The sequence below is a fragment of the Burkholderia thailandensis E264 genome (assembly GCF_000012365.1).
Taxonomy (GTDB): domain Bacteria; phylum Pseudomonadota; class Gammaproteobacteria; order Burkholderiales; family Burkholderiaceae; genus Burkholderia; species Burkholderia thailandensis.
The window spans coordinates 1,825,245-1,845,524 of sequence record NC_007650.1 but is presented as its reverse complement, the minus strand read 5'-3'; the positions used below and the strand labels follow the sequence as shown (position 1 = coordinate 1,845,524).

Annotated in this window: 22 protein-coding genes; 13 read left to right on the top strand and 9 right to left on the bottom strand. The window is 69.3% G+C overall.

Translation table 11 applies throughout. The features are described 5' to 3' along the window. Positions 1-237: 237 nt before the first annotated feature. Positions 238-426 carry a DUF2964 family protein gene (locus tag BTH_RS08035; RefSeq protein WP_009897461.1) on the top strand — a complete coding sequence of 63 codons (189 nt, stop codon included), beginning with the start codon at positions 238-240 and terminating at the stop codon, positions 424-426. A 237-nt stretch (positions 427-663) separates the two neighbouring features. Here the strand turns inward: BTH_RS08035 and BTH_RS08030 are convergent, their stop codons facing one another. Beyond that, positions 664-1,119 (bottom strand): hypothetical protein, encoded by a 456-nt coding sequence (locus BTH_RS08030; RefSeq protein WP_009897460.1) that lies wholly within the window; start codon positions 1,117-1,119, stop codon positions 664-666. A 221-nt stretch (positions 1,120-1,340) separates the two neighbouring features. Here BTH_RS08030 and BTH_RS08025 point away from each other — a divergent pair, with 221 nt between their 5' ends. Together BTH_RS08025 and BTH_RS08020 are read left to right on the top strand one after the other, a co-directional pair. Beyond that, positions 1,341-1,631, top strand: coding sequence for a DUF1488 domain-containing protein (locus tag BTH_RS08025; protein ID WP_009900459.1), 291 nt, complete (start codon positions 1,341-1,343; stop codon positions 1,629-1,631). A gap of 60 nt (positions 1,632-1,691) precedes the next feature. After that, positions 1,692-1,928, top strand: coding sequence for a hypothetical protein (locus BTH_RS08020; RefSeq protein ID WP_009897451.1), 237 nt, complete (start codon positions 1,692-1,694; stop codon positions 1,926-1,928). A 66-nt stretch (positions 1,929-1,994) separates the two neighbouring features. Here the strand turns inward: BTH_RS08020 and BTH_RS08015 are convergent, their stop codons facing one another. Then, a complete protein-coding gene (locus BTH_RS08015; RefSeq protein ID WP_009897449.1) occupies positions 1,995-2,642 on the bottom strand; it encodes a response regulator in 648 nt (215 codons plus the stop codon). A gap of 550 nt (positions 2,643-3,192) precedes the next feature. Here BTH_RS08015 and BTH_RS08010 point away from each other — a divergent pair. Continuing rightward, a complete protein-coding gene (locus BTH_RS08010; RefSeq protein WP_009897448.1) occupies positions 3,193-3,651 on the top strand; it encodes a universal stress protein in 459 nt (152 codons plus the stop codon). Between the two features lie 344 nt (positions 3,652-3,995). On the opposite strand, the gene BTH_RS08005 is transcribed toward BTH_RS08010, so the two are convergent. The 3 genes from BTH_RS08005 to BTH_RS07995 form a co-directional block, all read right to left on the bottom strand. Beyond that, entirely contained in the window at positions 3,996-4,832 is an 837-nt protein-coding gene (locus tag BTH_RS08005) for a universal stress protein (protein WP_009897447.1), read from the bottom strand. After that, positions 4,832-5,326, bottom strand: a complete 495-nt coding sequence (locus tag BTH_RS08000; RefSeq protein WP_009897446.1) for a universal stress protein — start codon at positions 5,324-5,326, stop codon at positions 4,832-4,834. The genes BTH_RS08005 and BTH_RS08000 overlap by 1 nt, the downstream gene beginning before the upstream one ends. Positions 5,327-5,496: 170 nt before the next feature. Then, positions 5,497-6,336 (bottom strand): universal stress protein, encoded by an 840-nt coding sequence (locus BTH_RS07995; RefSeq protein WP_009897444.1) that lies wholly within the window; start codon positions 6,334-6,336, stop codon positions 5,497-5,499. Between the two features lie 252 nt (positions 6,337-6,588). Between BTH_RS07995 and BTH_RS07990 the strand changes: the two genes are divergently transcribed. The 5 genes from BTH_RS07990 (at position 6,589) to BTH_RS07965 (ending at position 13,678) form a co-directional block, all read left to right on the top strand. Then, positions 6,589-7,638: a zinc-dependent alcohol dehydrogenase family protein gene (locus BTH_RS07990; RefSeq protein WP_009897442.1), complete on the top strand. Its 1,050-nt coding sequence runs from the start codon at positions 6,589-6,591 to the stop codon at positions 7,636-7,638. 315 nt (positions 7,639-7,953) lie between these two features. Continuing rightward, positions 7,954-8,994, top strand: a complete 1,041-nt coding sequence (locus BTH_RS07985) for a VTT domain-containing protein (protein WP_011401320.1) — start codon at positions 7,954-7,956, stop codon at positions 8,992-8,994. Between the two features lie 157 nt (positions 8,995-9,151). Beyond that, positions 9,152-10,360 (top strand): MFS transporter, encoded by a 1,209-nt coding sequence (locus BTH_RS07980; protein ID WP_009897437.1) that lies wholly within the window; start codon positions 9,152-9,154, stop codon positions 10,358-10,360. 340 nt (positions 10,361-10,700) lie between these two features. After that, positions 10,701-11,477, top strand: coding sequence for an SDR family NAD(P)-dependent oxidoreductase (locus BTH_RS07975; RefSeq protein WP_009897435.1), 777 nt, complete (start codon positions 10,701-10,703; stop codon positions 11,475-11,477). A gap of 872 nt (positions 11,478-12,349) precedes the next feature. Further along, complete coding sequence (locus tag BTH_RS07965) at positions 12,350-13,678, top strand: amino acid permease (protein WP_009897430.1); 1,329 nt, start codon at positions 12,350-12,352, stop codon at positions 13,676-13,678. Between the two features lie 542 nt (positions 13,679-14,220). Here the strand turns inward: BTH_RS07965 and BTH_RS07960 are convergent. Continuing rightward, entirely contained in the window at positions 14,221-14,463 is a 243-nt protein-coding gene (locus BTH_RS07960; protein ID WP_004523951.1) for a helix-turn-helix domain-containing protein, read from the bottom strand. Positions 14,464-14,613: 150 nt separating this feature from the next. On the opposite strand from BTH_RS07960, the gene BTH_RS07955 reads away from it, so the two are divergent. Further along, positions 14,614-14,904, top strand: coding sequence for an H-NS histone family protein (locus tag BTH_RS07955; protein ID WP_025369862.1), 291 nt, complete (start codon positions 14,614-14,616; stop codon positions 14,902-14,904). Positions 14,905-15,054: 150 nt separating this feature from the next. On the opposite strand, the gene BTH_RS07950 is transcribed toward BTH_RS07955, so the two are convergent. Beyond that, on the bottom strand, positions 15,055-15,552 hold the full coding sequence (locus BTH_RS07950) for a DUF6632 domain-containing protein (RefSeq protein ID WP_025404194.1): 498 nt from the start codon (positions 15,550-15,552) through the stop codon (positions 15,055-15,057). A 129-nt stretch (positions 15,553-15,681) separates the two neighbouring features. Next, positions 15,682-16,566 carry a metal-dependent hydrolase gene (locus BTH_RS07945; RefSeq protein WP_009897423.1) on the bottom strand — a complete coding sequence of 295 codons (885 nt, stop codon included), beginning with the start codon at positions 16,564-16,566 and terminating at the stop codon, positions 15,682-15,684. Positions 16,567-17,369: 803 nt separating this feature from the next. On the opposite strand from BTH_RS07945, the gene BTH_RS07935 reads away from it, so the two are divergent. Next, the gene (locus BTH_RS07935) at positions 17,370-18,341 is read left to right on the top strand and encodes a nucleoside hydrolase (protein ID WP_009897419.1); all 972 of its coding nucleotides are present in this window, start codon (positions 17,370-17,372) and stop codon (positions 18,339-18,341) included. A gap of 25 nt (positions 18,342-18,366) precedes the next feature. Here BTH_RS07935 and rbsK read toward each other — a convergent pair whose 3' ends face one another. Continuing rightward, positions 18,367-19,299, bottom strand: a complete 933-nt coding sequence (gene rbsK / locus BTH_RS07930) for a ribokinase (RefSeq protein WP_009897418.1) — start codon at positions 19,297-19,299, stop codon at positions 18,367-18,369. Here rbsK and BTH_RS07925 point away from each other — a divergent pair. Then, positions 19,268-19,573 (top strand): hypothetical protein, encoded by a 306-nt coding sequence (locus BTH_RS07925; protein ID WP_154660034.1) that lies wholly within the window; start codon positions 19,268-19,270, stop codon positions 19,571-19,573. The genes rbsK and BTH_RS07925 overlap by 32 nt on opposite strands. Positions 19,574-19,607: 34 nt before the next feature. Continuing rightward, on the top strand, positions 19,608-20,084 hold the full coding sequence (locus BTH_RS07920; protein ID WP_009907770.1) for a hypothetical protein: 477 nt from the start codon (positions 19,608-19,610) through the stop codon (positions 20,082-20,084). Positions 20,085-20,280 lie beyond the last annotated feature (196 nt).

Sequence of the window (20,280 nt, the reverse complement as noted above, 5' to 3'; positions counted from 1 at the left end):
AGCGGCGCTTTCGGCTTTTTGCGCGTGCGCAAGCGCACTTCCATGTGGCGCCGGTACGTTTGCCCGCGCGTTCGCGCGGGCGGACGGCGCTTGACTCAGGTCAAGGCCGCGCTCGCGCGACGGGCGATCATACCGAAAGGCTGGACGGGAAGCACGAGCGTCGATCGCGCGTGACGACGCCGGCGCGCGGCGTCGACATCGGATGGCGGCCGCACACACGAAGGCCAGGAGACCGTCATGGTGCGCAAATATCGGGTCGTTCTCGCGACCATCGCCGTGTTCATTTCGCTCGCGGGGATGATGGAGGCCGTTCGCGGCCTGCTGTTCGACAGCAACGCCGAGTTTCTCTATGGCGTGATCGCGCTGTCGGTCGGCGTCGCCGCGTTCGTCGTGCTGCTCAATCCGACGGCGAAGGACGAGCGCTGACGACGTCGCCGCGCGCGAGCCGCGTCGGTCGGCAAGCGCGCTCGCGGACGGGGCGGCCGATCGGGCATCCGCGTTGCGTGCGCGCACGACGCTTCGCCGCAAAAGCGGCGCGATGGCCATGCCCATTCGCGGTCGTCCGGGCTCACGATGGCGGGCTGACGCTCCGTCGGCGACGTTGCCCGGCGCATTCCGGCCGCGCCGGATGTGCCGAACGTCCCGAATGCGCCCCCGTCTCGTTCAGCTCGCCGCCGCCATCGCGGCCGCATGCGCGCGCTTGTCGGCGTCCGGCAATGCGCCCCATGTGAGCGGAATGAACACCATGCCGCCTGCTTTCTCGATCGTCTCGACGAACGTGCCGAGCGTCGCGCCCGCGGCAACCGCGAGCGGCTCGCCGCCGAAGTAGCTTTCGGTCCGAAGCCACGGTGCGAGACCTTCGTTGATGTCGACGACGCTGCACGTGAGCCCCCCGCGTCCGGCCTCGGGAGGCAGCAGCGGACCGTCGAACGCGACGCGCAGGATCTGGTCCGGGCTGTCGCCGTAGGGCGGGCCGGCGTACAGTTCGTAAGGCGCCTCGCTCCAGCGGTCGCCGCACTGGCGGTCGAGCGGCAGGCACGTGAAGTAGGCCCACGGATTGCGTACGAAGCAGAGGCGATAGGTGTCGCGCGCACCTTCGAGATTCGCTTTCAGTGTCATGGTTCGCCCATCGTTCGATGCGCGCGATGGCCGGCACGGGCGCGTGCCGGGCCGCGCGACGAAACGATCATCGCCCGGTCGCCTGCCGGCGCGTTGACGCAGATCAATCGCGTGCCGCGCGCGGCCGGTTGACGTGGGTCAAGCGCGCGGCCCGGTCCGGCTCTATGCTGAAGCACCGATGGGCCCGCTGCGCGGGCCGGCAGTGGCTACAGGAGATTGTCATGCCTGTCATGAAGATTTCGTTTCCCCAGGATCCGCCGCCCGAGTATTGCGCGCGCGATCTCGTCGTCGCGTTTCCGGCGCTCGTCGACGGCGAGTACGTGCAATGCGCGATCACGGCCGAGGCGCTCGAGGATCATTTCGGCGCGGCTTCGCTGAAGGAGGACGATCTGCTCACGGCGTTCGACCTGCATCGCGGCAAGATCGAGCATGCCGCGCGCCGGATGCTCGACGAGATCGGCGGCAAGCCCGTCCTGCTGCATAGCGGGTTCTTTCGATTTCTTTACGAGTAGCGCCCGCGCGGCGGGCGGCGTCGCAGGGCGCCGCGTTGGCCGATCCGGCAGGAGAGCGACATGACGTTGTCAGGCAACATCAAGGATGGCGACTGGACGGTCGAGGTCACGACGTCGCCTGTGCAGGGCGGTTACGTGTGCGACATCAAGGTGATGCACGGCACGCCGGGCGGCGCGTTCAGGCATGCGTTCCGGCATGGCGGCACGTATCCGGCCGAGCGCGACGCGATGATCGAGGGGCTGCGCGCCGGCATGACCTGGATCGAGCTGAAGATGTCGAAAGCATTCAACTTGTAACGCGGCAGCGCCGCGCGGCCCGCCGGCCGCATCGCGCATCGAAGCACGAGCGGGAAGTCGCGGGCGTCAATCCTCGTCCGGATCGTCGATCAGCTTGTGCCGCAACGCGTAGCGCACGAGCGCCGCTTCGTGCGGCATCTGCATCTTCTCGAGAATCCGCGTCTTGTACGTGCTGACCGTCTTCGCGCTGACGCACAGCTCGTCGGCGATCTGCGTGAGCGTCTGGCCGGACGCGATGCGGCGGAACACGTCGAACTCGCGATCCGACAGCCGGTGGTGCGGCAGCGTCTCCGCCGGCTCGTTCAGGCTCTGCGCGAAGCGCTCGGCCATCGCGAGGCTGACGTAGACGCCGCCCGAGGCGACCTTCGTCACCGCGCCGACGAGCTCCGAGCTCGCGCTTTCCTTCGTCAGATAGCCGGACGCGCCCGCGCGGAACGCGCGCACCGCGTACTGCTGCTCCGCGTGCATCGTCAGCACCAGAATCCGCAGCGAGGGCTTCTCTTCCTTGATCTGCTTGATCAGCTCGACGCCGTTGCGGCCCGGCATCGACAGGTCGAGCACGAGCACTTGCGCGGGCGTCGAGCGCACGAGCGCGATCGTCGTCGCGCTGTCGAAGGCTTCGCCGGCGACTTCGTAGCCGGCCGCATTCTGCAGGATATGGCGTAGGCCGTCGCGCACGAGCGCGTGGTCGTCGGCAATCAGAACCTTGATCATGAGGGGGAATCTTCCTGTCGAGTCGATTGCATCGGGGGAGCCGACCGGCGGGCGTCGCGCGTCGCGGACCGCGCCGGGCCGTTGCGCGGCCGCGAGCCGTGCGGACGGACGGATGCGGCCGGCGCGCGTCCGGGCGAACCGGCGCCGTGCGTGCCGGCGGGCATGGCCGCGGCGGTGCACGCCCGCGCGGGCGCGCCGGCGCATGGCGTGGTGTGCACGCGTTCGTTGCGAACCGTCGTCAGAGCGCTCGTCAAGGTTTTGCTCCCCGGTCGAGGCGGGCGGCCGCGCGGCGCCCCGAACGCACGGACGCCCCGCAAGCGGGCTGCAGCCTCTTATCATCAATATTGAGATGAAATTGTGCTCGATTTGGCTGTTTTTGGCTAATGGGATCGAAAGCGGGACGTGCGGCGCATGCGGCGGCGCCGCATCCGCGGCGCGCTGCCCGAGCGCACGCTTGATCCTCGTCAACGGCGGGCCGTGCGCGTCGCGCGAGACTCTCGGCAGGGCGTGCTCGCACGCGATCGAACGGTGTTTTCCGGAGGTGTCGACCATGTACAAGAGAGTCTTCGCGGCGCTTGACGGCAGCCGCAGCGCGAGCGTCGCGCTCGACGAAGCGATCAAGATCGCCGAGACGTTCGGCGCGACGGTGACGGCCGTGTGCGTCGTCGAGCACAAGCCGCAGCTCGTCGACGTCGACGCCGCGTACATCGAGCCGCAGGACGACGACGGCACGGCGACCGACATCGCGACCCGCGTGCTCGCCGACGCAAAGGCGCGGCTCGCGGAGCATCGCATCGAGGGCTCGGTGCGCGCGATCGATTCGTATGGCGAGGACGTCGCGGCGGTGCTGATGCGCACGGCCGCCGAGTGCGATGCCGACCTGATCGTGATGGGCACCCGCGGGCGCCACGGCATACGCCGGCTATTGCTCGGCAGCGTTGCGGAATCGCTGCTGCGGATCGCGGATCGGCCCGTGCTGTTGCGCCGCCACGACGAATCCGCGGCCTGACTCGGTATGCGGCGTAACGCGCACGGGGGAGCGCATGCCGCATTGCAGCAAGCGGCGCGGCAATCGTAATCGGCGACGTGCAGGGAACGCGAGGCGGCCAAGCCCTGACGTCGCGAGGCCGCGGCCGCGATCGCCGCCGGCCGGCCGGCGGGGCGACCGTTGCGCAATCGGCGCGCACGGTTCACCGCGCGGGAACCAAGAAAAGGCGCTCGTTTCCGAGCGCCTTTTGCGTTGGGCACTCGCGTTGGGCACACGCGGTCCGAGCCGGCACGGGTGCGAATGCGCCGGGCCCGAGGCTCGGGGAGCGAATATGCCGGCACCGGTTCCGGGCGCCGCGGCGCCGCTCAATGCGACAGCAGCACCGGCACCGTCATCGCTTCGAGCATCGTCCGGGTCACGCCGCCCAGCACGCGTTCGCGCGCGCGGGTATGGCCGTAGGCGCCCAGCACGAGCAGGTCCGTGTGCAGGTCGGCCGCGCGGTTCAAAAGCGCGGCGCCCGTCTCGACGCCCGGCACGTGCGCCGACGTCGAGAACGATGCCTGGATGCCGTGCCGGCCGAGATACGCGGCGATGTCGATGCCCGCGGGCGCGAGATCGGCGCCCGTCGTGCGGCGGCGCAGCACGCTTTCGACGGTCACGAAGCGCGCGCGCTTGAGCAGCGGCAGCGCGTCCGTAACCGCGCGCGCCGCCTCGCGGCTGCCGTCCCACGCGATGAGCACGTTTTCGCCGAACGTGCGCATCGCGCCCGTGAACGGCAGCACGATCGCCGGCACGCCGCCGCTCATCACGACGTCGTCGACGAAATGCGGCTCGATGTACGCGGCGGCGTCGTCCGGATCGGGCTGGCCGAGCACGACGAGGTCCGCATGGCGCGCGTGCAGCGTCGCGACGTCGATGGGCGGCCCGGCGGGCGCGCGCCACTCGAAGTTGACGCCCGCGCGCCCGCCGGCGGCGGTGAAGCGCGCCTGCGCGGCGTTGCACCTCTCGGCGTGCTGCGCCTCGTTGGCCGCGAGGCGCAGGCTCTCGTCGCGGCGAAAGAGCGGTCGCATCAGGTCCTGGCATACGACGTACAGGCCGATCACGTGTGCGTCCCAGCGCCGCGCGAGATCGAGCGCGAACTCGGTGCGAGCATCGCTCTGGCGGCTGTCGTCGACATGGACGAGCAAAGTCTTGAATTTCATCACGCAGTCTCCGTCGGATGAGTGGCGTTCGCGTCGGCGGCCGGCGCGCTGCGTGCCGGAATCATCAGCACCGGGCAGCGGGCGTGCCGCAGCAGCCGTTCGGCGACGCTGCCGAGCATCAGCCGGCGAACGCCGCGCCGGCCGTGCGTGCCCATCACGATCAGACTCGCGCCGATCTCGCGCGCCGCGCGCTCGAGGCGCTCGGCGATGTCCTCGCCCGGCGGCTCGACCTCGACGAGCCGCGGCGCGCCGGCCACGCCGCGCCGCGTCATCCGGGCTTGCGCGTCGTCGAGCACGCGCCGGCCTTCCTCGCGAAACGCGTCGATGAGGATCGACGGGTCGTAGCCCGGCGTGTCGAACGCGAACACCGGCATGTCGACGACATAGACGGGCACGAGCCGCGCGCCCGTATCGACGGCGAGTTGCAGCGCCGCGTCGAGCGCATGCGACGCAGTTTCGCTGCCGTCGAGCGCGACAAGAATGATCGAATACATGTCTGTCTCCCAACACCCGTTTCGTTCGGCCGTTGCCCGCCGTCCATCGCACGGCCGGGCCGACCTTCGCCGAGCGCGCCCCGGCTCTTCCCGGGCGCGTGCTCGCGCGATTCGGCTCGCCGTCCGCGCGCCTCTTCGGGCGGCATCGGACGCGCGCGCCGTCGTGCCGCTCAGTGCGACATCAGGACCGGCACCGTCATCGACGCGAAGATCGTGCGCGTCACGCCGCCGAGGATCAGTTCCCGCCAGCGCGCATGGCCGTACGCGCCCATCACGAGCAGGTCGGTGCCCGATTCGTATGCGTGAGACAGCAGCACGTCGCCGATCGACGCGTCGCGCGAGCGTTCGAGGTCGCGCACGTCGATGTTCGCGTGATGCCGCGCGAGCGTGAGCGCGATGTCGGCGCCCGGAATCCGCGCGCCGGGCGGCTCCTGCGCGGCGCCGTTGACGGTGACGATCGTCGTCTTCGTCGCGAGCGCGAGGAACGGCGCCGCGTCGTGGACGGCGCGCGTCGCCTCGCGGCTGCCGTCCCACGCGACGAGCACGCGCGTGCCGATCGCCGACGGCATGCCCGCGTACGGCAACAGCAGCACCGGGCGGCCTGCCGATAGCACGAGCGTGTCGGGGAAGCTGTCGTCGACGTAGGTTTCCGGGTCGTCCGGATCGGTCTGGCCCGCGATCACGAGGTCCGCGTAGCGTGCGTAATGCGGCACCGCTTCGTTCGCGCGCGCGTCGGCGACGATCCACTGGCCGTCGACGTTCGCGCGCTTGAGTTCCGCATGGAACAGGCGCTCGAGCGCCGCGCGCTTCTCGCCGCGCCGCTTCTCCTGGTCGGCGAAGTAGTCGGCGGTGCCCGCCATCACATAGAACGACGTCGGCTCGGGCGTGTAGATCGCGAAGATCGCGCTCAGGTACGCGCCGAACTGGCGCGCGAGCGTCAGCGCGGTTTCGAGCCGCGCGCGCGCGCGATCGCTCGTGTCGAGGTGGACCAGGATGCTCTTGTAGCTCATCGCTCGTTCTCCTAGGTTCCGGCGCATCGCGCGCCGTCGTTTTGGGCGTATGTGCCCAGTCTATGAAGCGCGCGGGCGGCGCGCTTGACTCAGATCAAAGCCCGTCGGGCCGCCCGGCCGGGCGCGCCTGCTGCGCGCGGGAGTCGCATCCGCGCGAGCCGCGGCGCTTGATGCGCGTCAACCGGCGCGCGCGCGGCGCGCCTAGAGTGAGGTGCGAGGGGCACTGCGCGCCCCGCGAGCGGAGAACACGACATGAAAGCGCTGGTGTATCACGGGCCTGGCCGCAAGTCGCTGGACGAGCGCCCGATGCCCGAGCTGGCCGCGCCGACGGACGTGATCGTGCGCGTCACGCGCACGACGATCTGCGGCACCGACCTGCATATCCTGAAAGGCGACGTGCCGAGCTGCGAGCCCGGGCGCATCATCGGCCACGAGGGCGTCGGCGTCGTGCATCGCGCGGGCGCCGCGGTGAGCACGCTGAAGGAGGGCGACCGCGTGCTGATCTCGTGCATCTCGTCGTGCGGGCAATGCGAATACTGCCGGCGCGGGATGTATTCGCACTGCACGACGGGCGGCTGGATTCTCGGCAACCGGATCGACGGCACGCAGGCCGAATACGTGCGAATCCCGCACGCGCAGACGAGTCTGTACCGGATTGCGCCCGGCGCCGACGAGGAGGCGCTCGTGATGCTGTCCGACATCCTGCCGACGGGCTTCGAGTGCGGCGTGCTCAACGGCCGCGTGCAGCCGGGCGGCACGGTCGCGATCGTCGGCGCGGGGCCGATCGGGCTCGCGGCGCTCTTGACGGCGCAGTTCTACTCGCCCGCGCAGATCGTGATGATCGATCCGGATCCGAACCGGCTCGCCGTCGCGCAGCGCTTCGGCGCGACAGCGTGCATCGACAACGGCCAGGTCGACGCGGTGGCCGAGGTGAAGGCGCTCACGGGCGGCGGCGTGGACTGCGCGATCGAAGCGGTCGGCATTCCCGCGTCGTTCGAGCTGTGCCAGCAGATCATCGCGCCGGGCGGCGTGATCGCGAACGTCGGCGTGCACGGCGTGAAGGCGGACCTGCATCTCGAGACGCTGTGGGACCGCAACATCACGATCACGACCCGGCTCGTCGATACGTCGAGCACGCCGATGCTGCTGAAGACCGTCGGCGCGGGGCGGCTCGATCCGAGGCGGCTGATCACGCACCGTTTTCCGCTCGCCGACATCGAGCAGGCGTACGAGACGTTCGGCCATGCGGCGAACACGCGTGCGCTGAAGGTCATCGTCGAAGTGTCCGACATCTCCGAATAGGCACGCTCGGGCAGCAAGCGCGCCGCGCGTCGCCTGCTGCGCGGGTCGCCCCCCGTCAGCCGGCCGTTAGCAGACCGTCAACCGGCCGCGATTGAACGGCCGATCGACTGGCCGATCGGCCGACGAGCCGGCCTCCTCGATCCGCCCGGTTTCCGGAAGCCCCGCGGATGCGGGCGCTCGCGCGAGTCCGTCACGAAACGCGTTTAGAATGCGGGATGCCGATCCATACCGCGCACGCGCCGCGGCGGGCGCCGCGGCTGTCCGCGGGCGCCTGCGCCACCCGGCTCGGCATTCGTCGCGTTCGAGGTGCGTTTCGTGTGGCATTTTCCCCAGGCTGTTCCCGCGTCGCTCGGTCCGTGGGCCGTGTTTGCCAGCGTGCTCGTCACGCAGCTCGGCATGCCCGTGCCCGCCGTGCCGATGCTGATCGTCGGCGGCACGATGGCGGCGATGGGGCAGGCGTCCTATGCGAGCATGCTCGTCGCGGCCGTCGCCGCGACGGTGCTGGCCGATTCGATGTGGTTCTTCGCCGGCCGTGCGCGCGGCCGGAGGCTCCTCAACGCGCTCGTGCGCTTCTCGCTGTCGCTCGACACGACGCTGCGCGTCGCGCGCAAGGTGTTCGAGAAGCACGGCGCGCCGCTTCTCGTGCTCGCGAAGTTCCTGCCGGGCCTGGGGCTCGTGTCGGCGCCGCTGCTCGGCACGACGGCCGTCGCCGTGTGGGTGTTCCTGTTCTGGGACGTTGCGGGCGCGTCGCTGTGGGCGAGCGTGTGGCTGTTCGGCGGCGCGGCGCTGCACGACGAGATCGTGCGGCTGATGCAGTGGGTGAGCGCGAGCGGCGGCACGCTGTTCGACGCGTTCGCCGCGATCTTCGTCACGTTCTTGCTCTACCGCTGGGCGATGCGCATGCGCTTTCGCCGCTGGCTCGCGAAGATCCGCATCAGCCCGCAGCAGCTCGACGCGATGCTGAAGTCGGCCGCGCCGCCCGTCGTGTTCGACGCGCGGCCGCGCGCGGTGCGCGAGAAGGAGGCGTACCGGATCGCGGGCGCGTATCCGCTCGATCTCGATTCGCCGGATCCGCTGCATCCCGATCTGACGACGCGCCCGATCGTCGTCTATTGCGTGTGCCCGAACGAAGCCACCGCGAAGCGCATCGTGAGCCAGCTTCATCGCAAGCGCATCCGCCACGCGCTCGCGCTGAAGGGCGGCCTCGACGCGTGGGAGAAGCAGGGTTATCCGGTCGAGCCGCTGCCCGCTGACTTCGACGCCGCGCGCTACGTCGCGCCGCCGCTCGCCGAGCCCGCCGAGCCCGCCGAGCTAGACGCCGGCGGCTATCCGATGCGAGCCGGTTTGACCGACTAGCCGCGCGTCGGGCGGCGCGGCATGGCGGATCGATCCGGCCGCGCCGCCGGGCGATGCGGCCGCCGCATCGCTTCGGCGCGCCGCTTCGGCGCATTGGCTTCGCGTATCGCACGCATGTCGTCCGTTCCCGTTTCGATCATCGCTCGAGAGCCTGCCCATGCCCGCGCGTTCCGCTTCTTCCCGTCGTCCGCCGATTCCGCGCACCGTGTGGGCGCTCGGCTTCGTCAGCCTGTGCATGGACGTATCGTCCGAGCTGATCCATGCGCTGCTGCCGATCTATCTCGTGACGACGATGGGCATGAGCGTCGCGGCGCTCGGCGTGCTCGAAGGCGCGGCCGAGGCGACCGCGATGATCGTCAAGATATTCTCCGGCGCGTTGAGCGACTGGCTCGGCCGGCGCAAGGCGCTGCTGCTGCTCGGCTACGGGCTCGCCGCGCTGACGAAGCCGCTTTTTCCGCTCGCGGCCGGGCCGGCGATGGTCGCCGCCGCGCGGCTGCTCGACCGGGTCGGCAAGGGTATCCGCGGTGCGCCGCGCGATGCGCTCGTCGCGGATGTCGCGCCGCCCGAGATCCGGGGCGCGTGTTTCGGGCTGCGCCAGTCGATGGATACCGTCGGCGCGTTCGCGGGGCCGCTGCTCGCGATCGCGCTGATGCTCGCGTTCGCCGATCACATCCGCGCGGTGCTGTGGTTCGCGGTCGTGCCGGCGTTCATCGCGGTCGCGCTGATCCTGTTCGGCGTCGACGAGCCCGCATCCGCGCCCGCCGCCGCGCGGGCGTTCCGCTCGCCGCTGCACTGGCGCGCGCTGCGCGCGTTTTCCGGACGCTACTGGTTCGTCGTGCTGATCGGCACCGCGTTCACGCTCGCGCGCTTTAGCGAGGCGTTTCTCGTGCTGCGCGCGCAGCAGGCGGGGCTCGACGTCGCGTGGATTCCGGCCGTGATGGTCGTGATGAGCGTCGCGTATGCGGCGTCCGCGTATCCGGTTGGCATCGTGTCCGACACGTTCGGCGCGCGCGCGCCGCTCGCGGCCGGCATGTTGCTGCTGATCGCGGCCGATCTGCTGCTGGGCGCGAGCGCGTCGCCGGCGGCGCTGTTCGCGGGCGTCGCCGTGTGGGGGCTGCACATGGGCTTCACGCAGGGGATGCTGGCCGCGCTCGTCGCGGAAACCGCGCCGACGGAACTGCGCGGCACCGCGTTCGGCGTGTTCAATCTCATGGGCGGAATCGCGATGCTCGCGGCGAGCGCGCTCGCCGGCTGGCTATGGGAGCACCATGGCGCGCCGACGACGTTCTTCACCGGCGCGGCACTCGCCGCCGTCGCGCTCGCGATGTGCGGATTCGTTCGACGCCGGGCGCCGCGCTCGGCATAAAGGCGGGCGCGCGGCAATGTCGATGCGGATGATCGGCAGCGCGATCGCGCGTCGCGCTGACGTTCTCGGAGGACTTCGCGGCCTGAGCGCCCGCCGCCCGCCGCATCCGTCGCGCGCAAGTCGGACGGAAGTCGCCGCAGGCACATTCGCTTGCGTCGGCAATCGCCGGCAAGACACTGCAAAGCGCCTGAAAAACACCGGCAAGACTGCGCGACCGACAGGGTTTTAAGAAGGCACTATGCTCGACGCTCCATCAACGAGCGCGTTCGCAGTCGTCCCGATGAACATATCTCGTTTTCCTCGGTTGGCACGCGCGACAGACGATATAGGGTTCGCCGACATGACGGTCGATACGGTTTCATCCAGTTCCATTCCGCTCGCTTGGATCGCGGGCGTCGGCGCGAGCGCCGGGCTCGGCGCGGCCGTCGGCCGGCGCTTCGCGCGCGCCGGCTACGGCGTCGTGCTGACCGGGCGCACGCACGAGCGCGTCGCCGCGGCCGCCGACGAGATTCGCGCGCAGGGCGGCGTCGCATACGTCGCGAGCGGCGACATCGCGAGCGAAGCCGACGTCGAGCGCCTCGCGATCGAGGTGCGCACGCTCGGCACGCTGCGCGCCGCGGTGTTCAACGCGGGCAACGCGGTTCGCGCGCCGACGCTCGAGCTGAGCGTCGCGCAGTTCGAGAGCGCGTGGCGCACGAACGTGATCGGCGGCTTCCTGTTCGCGAAGGCGGCGCTCGAGCAACTGCTCGACGCGGGCGATGGCGCGCCGGGCGACGAAACGCCCCGCAGCCTGCTGTTCACGGGCGCGACCGCGTCGCTGCGCGGCCGCCCGCCGTTCGCCGCGTTCGCATCGGCGAAGGCGGGCCTGCGCTCGCTCGCGCAGACGCTCGCGCGCGAGTTCGGCCCGCGCGGCATTCACGTCGCGCACGCGGTGATCGACGGCGGCATCGACGGCGAGCGGCTGCGTGGCGCGGCGCCCGAGCGCGCCGCGCAGGCGGGCGCCGCCGGGCTGCTGTCGCCCGACGCGATCGCCGACAGCTACTGGCAACTGCATGTGCAGCACCGCAGTGCATGGACACAGGAGCTCGATCTGCGCCCATGCGACGAAGCGTTCTGACGAGGAGTAGTCGCAATGGGCACGCCCGGCGAGGAGCGGCGGCCGCTACGGGATGGCGGCGAGCGCGAGGCAGAGGCCGCTCATCTGGCGAAGCGCGTCGCGCGCACGATGCCGTAACCGTTCGGGCCGCCGCCCGTCACGCCTTGGGTGACCGGCGAACGCGCGCCGCGCCGCGTGCGCGGCCCTTTGCGCGAGAGCGAGGCCGCCGGGCGCTTGCGCAACCGCTTCTCGATCGTCAACGTCCGGCATCCGCTCGACGCCGTCAAAAGTCCGCCGCTCGCGCCGTGCGACGCGCGCCCGATCGCGCCCAGACGATCGGGCGGCGAGCGATCTCGTCCGTCGCGGCAGGGGCGGCGACACCTATTCGGCAATCCTCGCGAATCCCGCGCACAGGTGGTTCCACTTCCCGAGGCTGCGTAGCGGCGAGGTGCTGTTGCTGACGATCAGCGATTCGCTCGACGATGCCCACGCGCGTCACACAAACGACTGGCGGCGCGCACCCTATTCTTCATATAATTGCCGCTGCATGGCGGCCGGGTGCGCGAGCGCCGATTCGGGCGCCGCGATGCACGGTTCGACGCCGGTTCGATCGTCGCCGGTTTCCGAGCAGATGGTCCCGTGCGCTCGCAGAGCATGCGCGCGATGCGCCGCGTGCGTGTCCGGGCTCGTGAGCCGTCGACGGTGCGCGTGCGCTTCGCCGCGGCGGGCGAGAGGCGAGCCCGGCGGCGAGCGTGCGGCGGCCGGTTGCGCGCGCAACGGTTTTCCTTCGATACGACATACAGCGGCCCGCGCCCGCGCGCCGCCAGGAGACATCTGTGACTTCACGAGACGAACGGCTGCACCGCGGTCTGGAGGAGCGGCACATCAATCTGATGGCGCTCGGCGCGACGATCGGCGTCGGCCTCTTTCTCGGCTCCGCCACCGCGATTCGCGCGGCCGGCCCGGCGATCCTGCTCACCTACATGCTCGGCGGCATCGCGATCTTCCTGATCATGCGCGCGCTCGGCGAGATGGCGATCGACAATCCGGTCGCGGGCGCGTTCAGCCGCTACGCGCGCGACTACATCGGGCCGCTCGCCGGCTATCTGACGGGCTGGACCTACTGGTTCATGTGGATCGTCACGTGCATGGCCGAAATCACCGCGGTCGGCGTCTACATGCACATGTGGTTTCCCGACGTGCCGAACTGGATCTGGACGTTCGCCGCGCTGATCGTGATGGGCGCGGTGAATTTCATCGCGGTCAAGCTGTACGGCGAATTCGAATTCTGGTTCGCGTTGATCAAGATCGTGACCATCGTGCTGATGATCGCGGGCGGCGCGCTGATGATCGTCGCGGGCGTCGGCAACGGCGGCGTGCCGACCGGCGTGTCGAACCTGTGGGCGCACGGCGGGTTTCTGCCGAACGGACTCGCGGGCGTCGTCGATGCGTTGCCGATCGTGATGTTCGCGTATCTCGGCGTCGAAATGCTCGGGCTGACGGCGGGCGAGGCGCGCAATCCGGAAAAATCGCTCGCGAAAGCGGTGAATTCGGTGTTCTGGCGCGTCGTGATCTTCTACGTCGGCGCGCTGTTCGTGATCATGTCGATCTACCCGTGGAGCCAGATCGGCACGCAGGGCAGCCCGTTCGTGATGACGTTCTCGCGGCTCGGTATCCCGGCCGCCGCCGGCATCATCAACTTCGTCGTGCTGACGGCCGCGCTGTCGTCGTGCAATAGCGGCATCTTCAGCACCGCGCGGATGCTGTTCAATCTCGCCGAGCAAGGGCAGGCGCCCGAGCGGCTCGCGTCGGTGAACCGGCGCGGCGTGCCGGTGCACGGCGTGCTGATCTCGGTGGCGCTGCTGTTCGTCGGCGTGGCGCTGAATTACTATGCGCCGCAGAAGGTATTCGTGTGGCTCACGTCGGTATCGACGTTCGGCGCGATCTGGACGTGGTGCGTGATCCTCATCGCGCAACTGCGCTTTCGGCGCCGCGTATCGGCCGAGCGTCTCGCGCGGCTGCCGCTGCGCGTGCCGCTCTATCCGATGTCGTCGTTCGTCGCGCTCGCGTTCCTCGCGTTCGTCGTCGTGCTGATGGCGTTTTCGCCCGACACGCGCGTCGCGCTCGTGATCGGGCCGCTTTGGATTGCCGCGCTGACCGTGTACTACCACCTGAGCCAGGCGGGCCGGCGCGCGCCGCTGGGCGCGCCGACGGACGGCTGAGCGGCGCGTCGCGCCCGGCCGTGAGGGCGGGGCAACACGCGCGCGACAGCGCGCCTGCCGTCCTCGATCGGGCCGGGCGGGTTCGTTGTCGAAGCGGTGCGTGCCCGCGCATCGAAGGCCGCGCACGCGCGGGGCCGGGCGGCGGCCGATTCGTCGGCCGGCGCTTTCGGCAGGCGCGCTTTTCGTGCGGCAGCGGCGCGTGTGGCATGGCCGTGCGGCGCAGGTGCCGTACGTGCGGGCATCCGTGCGATCGTCCCTTGCGGCACCACACGCAATGCGACATGCCGTGTGCACGCAACGAATGGGCGCGCGGCGAAGCCGGCGACGGAAAAACGTCCGGCGGATACGCCGCCCGATAGGATACGTGTGCGGGCGTGTCGCACGGCGCACGGCGGAAATCGCGCTGCGCAACATGAGATGCATCGAGCAATAGGCGAGCCGCGGATGAGCTGCGGCCGAACGAACGCTCGGGCAAACGAAGCGGCGGACGCCGCGCGGGATTCAAATCGTTTCAAATGGCGAGACCGGGCCGCATGCGTCATTCAAACGCCTGCGTCGATTAATTCCGATACGGCGTGGTTTGGCTCGACGCCGCAATGACGACACCAATCGAGATAAAGGAGAATATCGACATAGCGTTCTCCGCGCTCGATCTTGGAGAGGTAGGACTGGTCGATGCTCAGGCGCTCGGCCAATTGCGTCTGAGTGAGGCCGGCCGCTCTTCTCAGCGCGCGCAAATGCGTGCGCAGCACGACATAACGAGGGTGATGAATAGAAGGGAGCATGGGCGAATGCTCCCTGCTGAATCCAAATAGTCCACCTTGGCCTAATTGGGCTATGATAGCCGAAAACTGACTTCGGCACTAATCAGCATAACAACATGGTTTTCGATTGTCGGTCGAAAAGAGGCAGTGGAATCATACGGGGAAATGGTAATGGCAACATACAAGGAATTGCTTGCCCAATTGGATGATTTGAAGCAGCAGGCGAAGACTGCGCGCGCGGTCGAGTTGCCCGACGTGATCGTCGAGCTGCGCAAGAAGATCGTCGAGTACGGTCTCACGCAAAAAGACCTGTTCCCGCCTCGTCTCGGCCGGCCGAAGAAGGTCGACGCGCTGCCGAGGCCGCGCTATCGCGATCCGGACACGGGGGCGACATGGACGGGGCGCGGCCGCGCACCCGCATGGATCGCCGGGCAGGACCGCGAGCGGTTCCTGATCGATTAGCGCGCTGGCTGCGATCGCACGCCGCGCGCGTCGCCGCCGCCGGCGCGCCCGCCGCGCGGGCGATGCGATGGAAGGGCGCGGGCGGCATGCCGCGCCTTCGCTCGCGCAAGTTGCGCGACCACGTGCATACGACCGCGATCGACGGCCGAATCAACGGCCGACACCCTCCGCATGCTGCTTCGCCGCCTTGCTTCGCGCGGGAATCCATGTCGCGGCGAATAGCACGAGCACGAACCAGCCGAGCGCGACGTCGCCGACCAGGTGGATGCGTTCGCCCGGCATCACCAGGCCCTGCACGAACATCAGTCCGAAGTGGGCGGCGTTCGCGGCGACGGTGAAGTCGAGAAACAGCTTGTGCTCGAACGGTTCGTTGGCCGCTTCCCACAGAAAGACGCCCCAGACGACATAGACGGCCGAGATCATCAGTTCGTAGTGCTCGCCGCCGCCGTGCACGCCGCCCCAGCGCACGAGACGAAGCGCCAGCAGGCCGATGGGGTTCCCCGCGATCTGATGATCGATGCCGAGCAGGATCGTGACGATCAACGTGCTGAAGAACAGCACGAAGCTCACGCCGAGCAGGCGGGTGATCAGTGACAGCCAAGGGGAGGTTTGCGGCCGGTCGTGCCGCTGAGGCGAAGTCGAACGCATGGAATGCACAGTTTGTGAGAGATTGTTCGGGGCGAGCGTTCCGACACGTGGCCGACGCGCTCGCGACTGCGAAAGATGCGGCGATCGCCCGCGCGGCATGCGTATGCGGCGCAGGCGATCGCGCGGCGCTCAGCTCGCCTGGATGGTGGTCGGATGCAGCGGCACGCGGCGCGGCGCCGCTTGTGCCGCATATCGCGCGTTGCTGGCATCGATGTTCGCGAGCAGACGGTCGAGCTGCGCGAAGTGCCTGCGGTTGTCGTGATGCCACGGATGAAAGCCCGGCTTGAAGTACGCGAGCGTGCTCGGCGCCAGATGGATGAGGCCTTTCACGAAGAACCGCGCGAACGCCCATTTTCCGGTGACCTTGCCGTGCATCCGCCGATGCGCGTTCATGAACGCCATGTGGAAATAGAAATTCGTGCCCCAGAACACGACGCTCGTCAGCAGCATCGAGCCGGCGCGCATCAGATAGCGCGCGAGCCCGGGCTTCATCACCGCGTTCCACACGTCGAACGCCACCGCCTTGTGCTCCGTTTCCTCCATCGAGTGCCACAGCCACATGTTCGCGTATGCGTCGGCCGAGTCGTGGAAATGCTCGAAGTTGCCGAGCAGCATGTCGGTCATGATTGCCGTGTAGTGCTCGAATGCGATCGTTTGCGCGAGGCGCAGCGGCGGCGGCAAGATCTTCTGCATCAGGCCCGTGAATTTCCAGAAGCCGCGGTCGAGCCGATGCGCGGGATAGCCCGCAGCCTCGGCGACGTCGTTGAACTCGACGTGCTCGCGGCTGTGCATTGCCTCCTGCCCGATGAAGCCCTGAACCTGCTTGAGCAATTCGGGGTCCTGAATGCGGTCCCGATAGTGACGGACCGAATCGATGAAGAAGCGCTCGCCCGCGGGGAACATCAGCGACAGCGCGTTGAAGTAGTGCGTGTTGGCCACGCCGTTCACATGCCAATCGCCGATGCGATCGGGCGGCAGGGCGAAGCGAACGTCACGACGGACGATGGCAGGCATCGGGTCTCTCCATATCAATACGAATCGACGGCGCGTCCGCGTCGATGCGGCGCATCGCGGACGGACACGGGCGGTAGAGCCGTCCACGTCCCGTTCACGGAGCGCGGCGGTTCTTTTTGATAACGATCGTTATGCAACGAACGCTACGCCGGGATTTGATCTTTGTCAACTGATTCAGTGTTCGATGTAATGAATGGGGCGGAAGACCGAACCTGTCGATTGGCGGGCGGCGGCGGCCGGTCCCCGGAGCGTACGCGAAGCCGAGCGCTCGCGCGTGTCGGCGCGCGGCCGTGGCGTCGTATGTCGCGCATCCGTGCGGGAGCGACGTTGCCGCGCAACGCATCGCGTTGCGGCACGGCAGCATGCCATGCGAGGTGCGGCGCGCGACATTGCGCCGCGCTTCGCGAATTCGCACGAATCGGGCGAATCCGCGCGTCGCGCCGCGCCGTTCGTTGCAGGCGGCCGCGCAGCCGCTTGCCTAGCGCCGCCGCGCATCTCGATCTGCGGATAAATTCGCGGCGACGCCGGCGCGTGGCGATGGGCGGTCGCCATCGGCGCCTGCGCGTTGCAGCATGGGGCCGTGCCTGAGCGGGGCGCGGACCCTTCGCCGTTCTTTCGCCGTTGACCGTGTCCGCATGTGCCGATCGCCACGTGCATTCGCATCTCCGAGCGCGCGCAGCGATCGCAGCTCGCGCGCAGCGCGACTCAAAAAAGCAACGCGCGGCGAGGCGGCAGCACGGGTATCATTCGACGCTTCCCACCATCGCGCGGCCGCCGCATGCCGCGCTCACCACGAGATATCCATGAGTCTGCACAAGATCATCTACGACACGGACCCGGGCGTCGACGATTCGATGGCGCTCGTGTTCCAGGTGCTTCATCCGGACATCGAACTGATCGGCGTGACGAGCGTGTTCGGCAACGCGTCGATCGATACGACGACGCGCAACGCGCTCTATCTCGCGGGCCGCTTCGCGCCCGGCGTGCCCGTCGCGCGCGGCGCGGCGGCGCCGCTGCGGCGGCCGGCGCCCGAGCCGCTCGGCGGCATTCACGGCGACGACGGGCTCGGCAACACGGGCCTCGCCCTGTCCGTCGACGTCGCGCATGCGCCGAACCTCGACGCGCGGCCCGCGCATCGCTTCATCATCGACACGGTGCGCGCGCACCCGCATGAAGTCACGCTGCTCGCGGTCGGGCCGTTGACGAATCTCGCGCACGTGCTCGCTGAGGACCCGGAAGTCGCGACGCTCGTCAAGCAGGTCGTCATCATGGGCGGCGCGTTCGGCACGGCGGGCGTGCTCGGCAACGTGTCGCCCGCCGCCGAGGCGAACATCGCCGGCGATCCCGACGCGGCGGACATTGTGATGTCGGCAGCGTGGCCGCTCGCGATCGTCGGGCTCGACGTCACGCAGGCCACGATCATGACGACGGAGTATCTGGCCGCGTTGCGCGACGACGCGGGCGATGCGGGCCGCTTCGTGTGGGACGTGTCGCGCCACTACGAGGCGTTTCATTGCGCGAGCGCGGGGCTCGCGGGGATCTACGTGCACGATTCGTCGGCGGTCGCGTACGTGGTCGCGCCGCAGTTGTACGAGACGCGCACGGGCCCGGTGCGGGTGCTGACGAGCGGCATCGCGGCCGGCGAAACGATCCAGAAGCCGGCGACGATGACCGTGCCGGCTCCGGACTGGGACGGACGGCCGCCGCGCGACGTGTGCGTCGGCGTGGACGCGGCCGCGATGCTCGCGCTCTATCGCAAGACGCTCGTCGGCTGACGAACGGCGCACGAATCGCCGCGCGTCACGCGCCGGAACGGGGCGTCTGCAGGAAGCGCTCGAACGTCGCCGCGTCCGCGTACGACTTCTGCGTGCCGAAGCCCGTCACCGAATGCGCGGCATACGCGGACGCGAGGCGCATCGCGGCGGGTATGTCGAGCGTCGCGACGTAATGGCGCGCGAAGCAGCCGATGTATGCGTCGCCCGCGCCCGTCGTGTCGCGCGCGTCGACGGCAACGGGCGGCACGCGCACGACACCCGCGCGCGACACGAGGAGCGACCCCTTGTCGCCGAGCGTGACGATCACGTGCTTCACTCCGCGCTCGACGAGCGAGCGCGCCGCGTGTTCGATCGCGTCGGGCGTGTCGGTCGGCATCCCTGACACGAGCGCGAGCTCGGTTTCGTTCGGCACGAGGAACTCGAGCTTCGCCAGCCGCGAGAAGTCGAGATCCGCCGCGCCCGGCGCGGGATTGAGCAGCACCGGGATGCCGCGCGCGGCGGCGAAGTCGATCGCGTAGTAGACCGTATCGATGTCGATCTCGAGCTGCAGCACGACGAGGCGGCTCGCTGCGATCTTCGCGGCGGCCGCGTCGATGTCGGCCGGCTTCAGGTGCCGGTTCGCACCCTTGACGATCAGAATCCGGTTGCGCGAATCGGGGCTCACGAAGATCGGCGCGACGCCGCTCGATACGCCAGGCACGCGGCGCACGTGCTCGATGTCGATGCCGAAGCGCTCGAGGTTGCGCAGCGTGTTCTCGGCGAACAGATCGTCGCCGACCTTCGACACCATCGCGACGCGCGCCCCCAGCTTCGACGCGGCAACCGCCTGGTTCGCGCCCTTGCCGCCGCAGCCGAGCTCGAAGTTCGGCGCCTCGAGCGTTTCTCCGTCGGCGGGCATTCGCGCGACGTAGGTCACGAGGTCGACCATGTTGCTGCCGATGACGGCGATCGTCTCCATCTGTTGTGTCCTCGGAAGTGAAGTGGATGTCGTGATTGCCGGGCGCGGACGAGCGCCGGATGAACGCCTCGCGGCGCTCGCATTCGCATGGAATCACATCGACGGCGCGCGCTCAATCGTTATTGCAAACGGACTGCGCGGCGATCGATGCGGGCGCTCGCATTCGCATGCCGGCGATGCGCGGGGCCGGAAAGACGTTTCGGCTTCCGATGTTTTTGCATTCGCGCGGCGGGAGCGGGGGCAATCGCGGCATTCGGCACGGCCGCTGATATAGTGGCGCCCTTCGTTGCCGATGTGGTTGTCAGTGTATGAAGAAGTTTTCGCATGCGTTCAAATGGTCCGTTGCCTCGCTGATCGTCGTGCAGGCGGCGGCCGGTTGGGCGAGCGGGGCGCGCCGGCTCGACGCGGCCGACGCGTCGCCGCACGCGTTCGCCGCGAACGAGATCGCTCGATCGGCCGCCGATGCGCGTAGCTACGGGTCGCCCGTGGCGTCGGTGTTCGACGGTGCGAAGGGCGCGCCGCCTTCGTTCGAAGCGAAGCGGGGCGGCGCGGCGGGCTTCGCGGACGAACTCGATGCGGCCGAGCGTCGTCAACGGCTGGCGGAGGAAGACCGCGCCGTGCAGCGATTGCGCGATGCGCGGCTCGACGGGCGCGGCCGATGGCCGAGCCGGACGGTGTCGTCCGGCGTGCCGGTCCGGCCGGACATCGCGATCGAGAAGCCGGTGCCGGGCGTCACGTGCGCGAGCGGCTCGGACAATTCGATCGGGTGCAGCACGCGGTTCTGAACGGCGCAGCGCATCGGGCATTGCCTCGCGGGCGCCGCCTCGCGCTCGCGCCGGCGGCGTGCGTCGCGAGGCCGGGCGGCGCACGCGCTCGCATGCGCGCGCCGGGGGGCGGCCGTGCGCTATCATCTGTGGATCATCTGTCCGGCCATGGTTGTCCGTCCCCGTAATCGGGGCGGCGCCACCCGATCCTGACCGC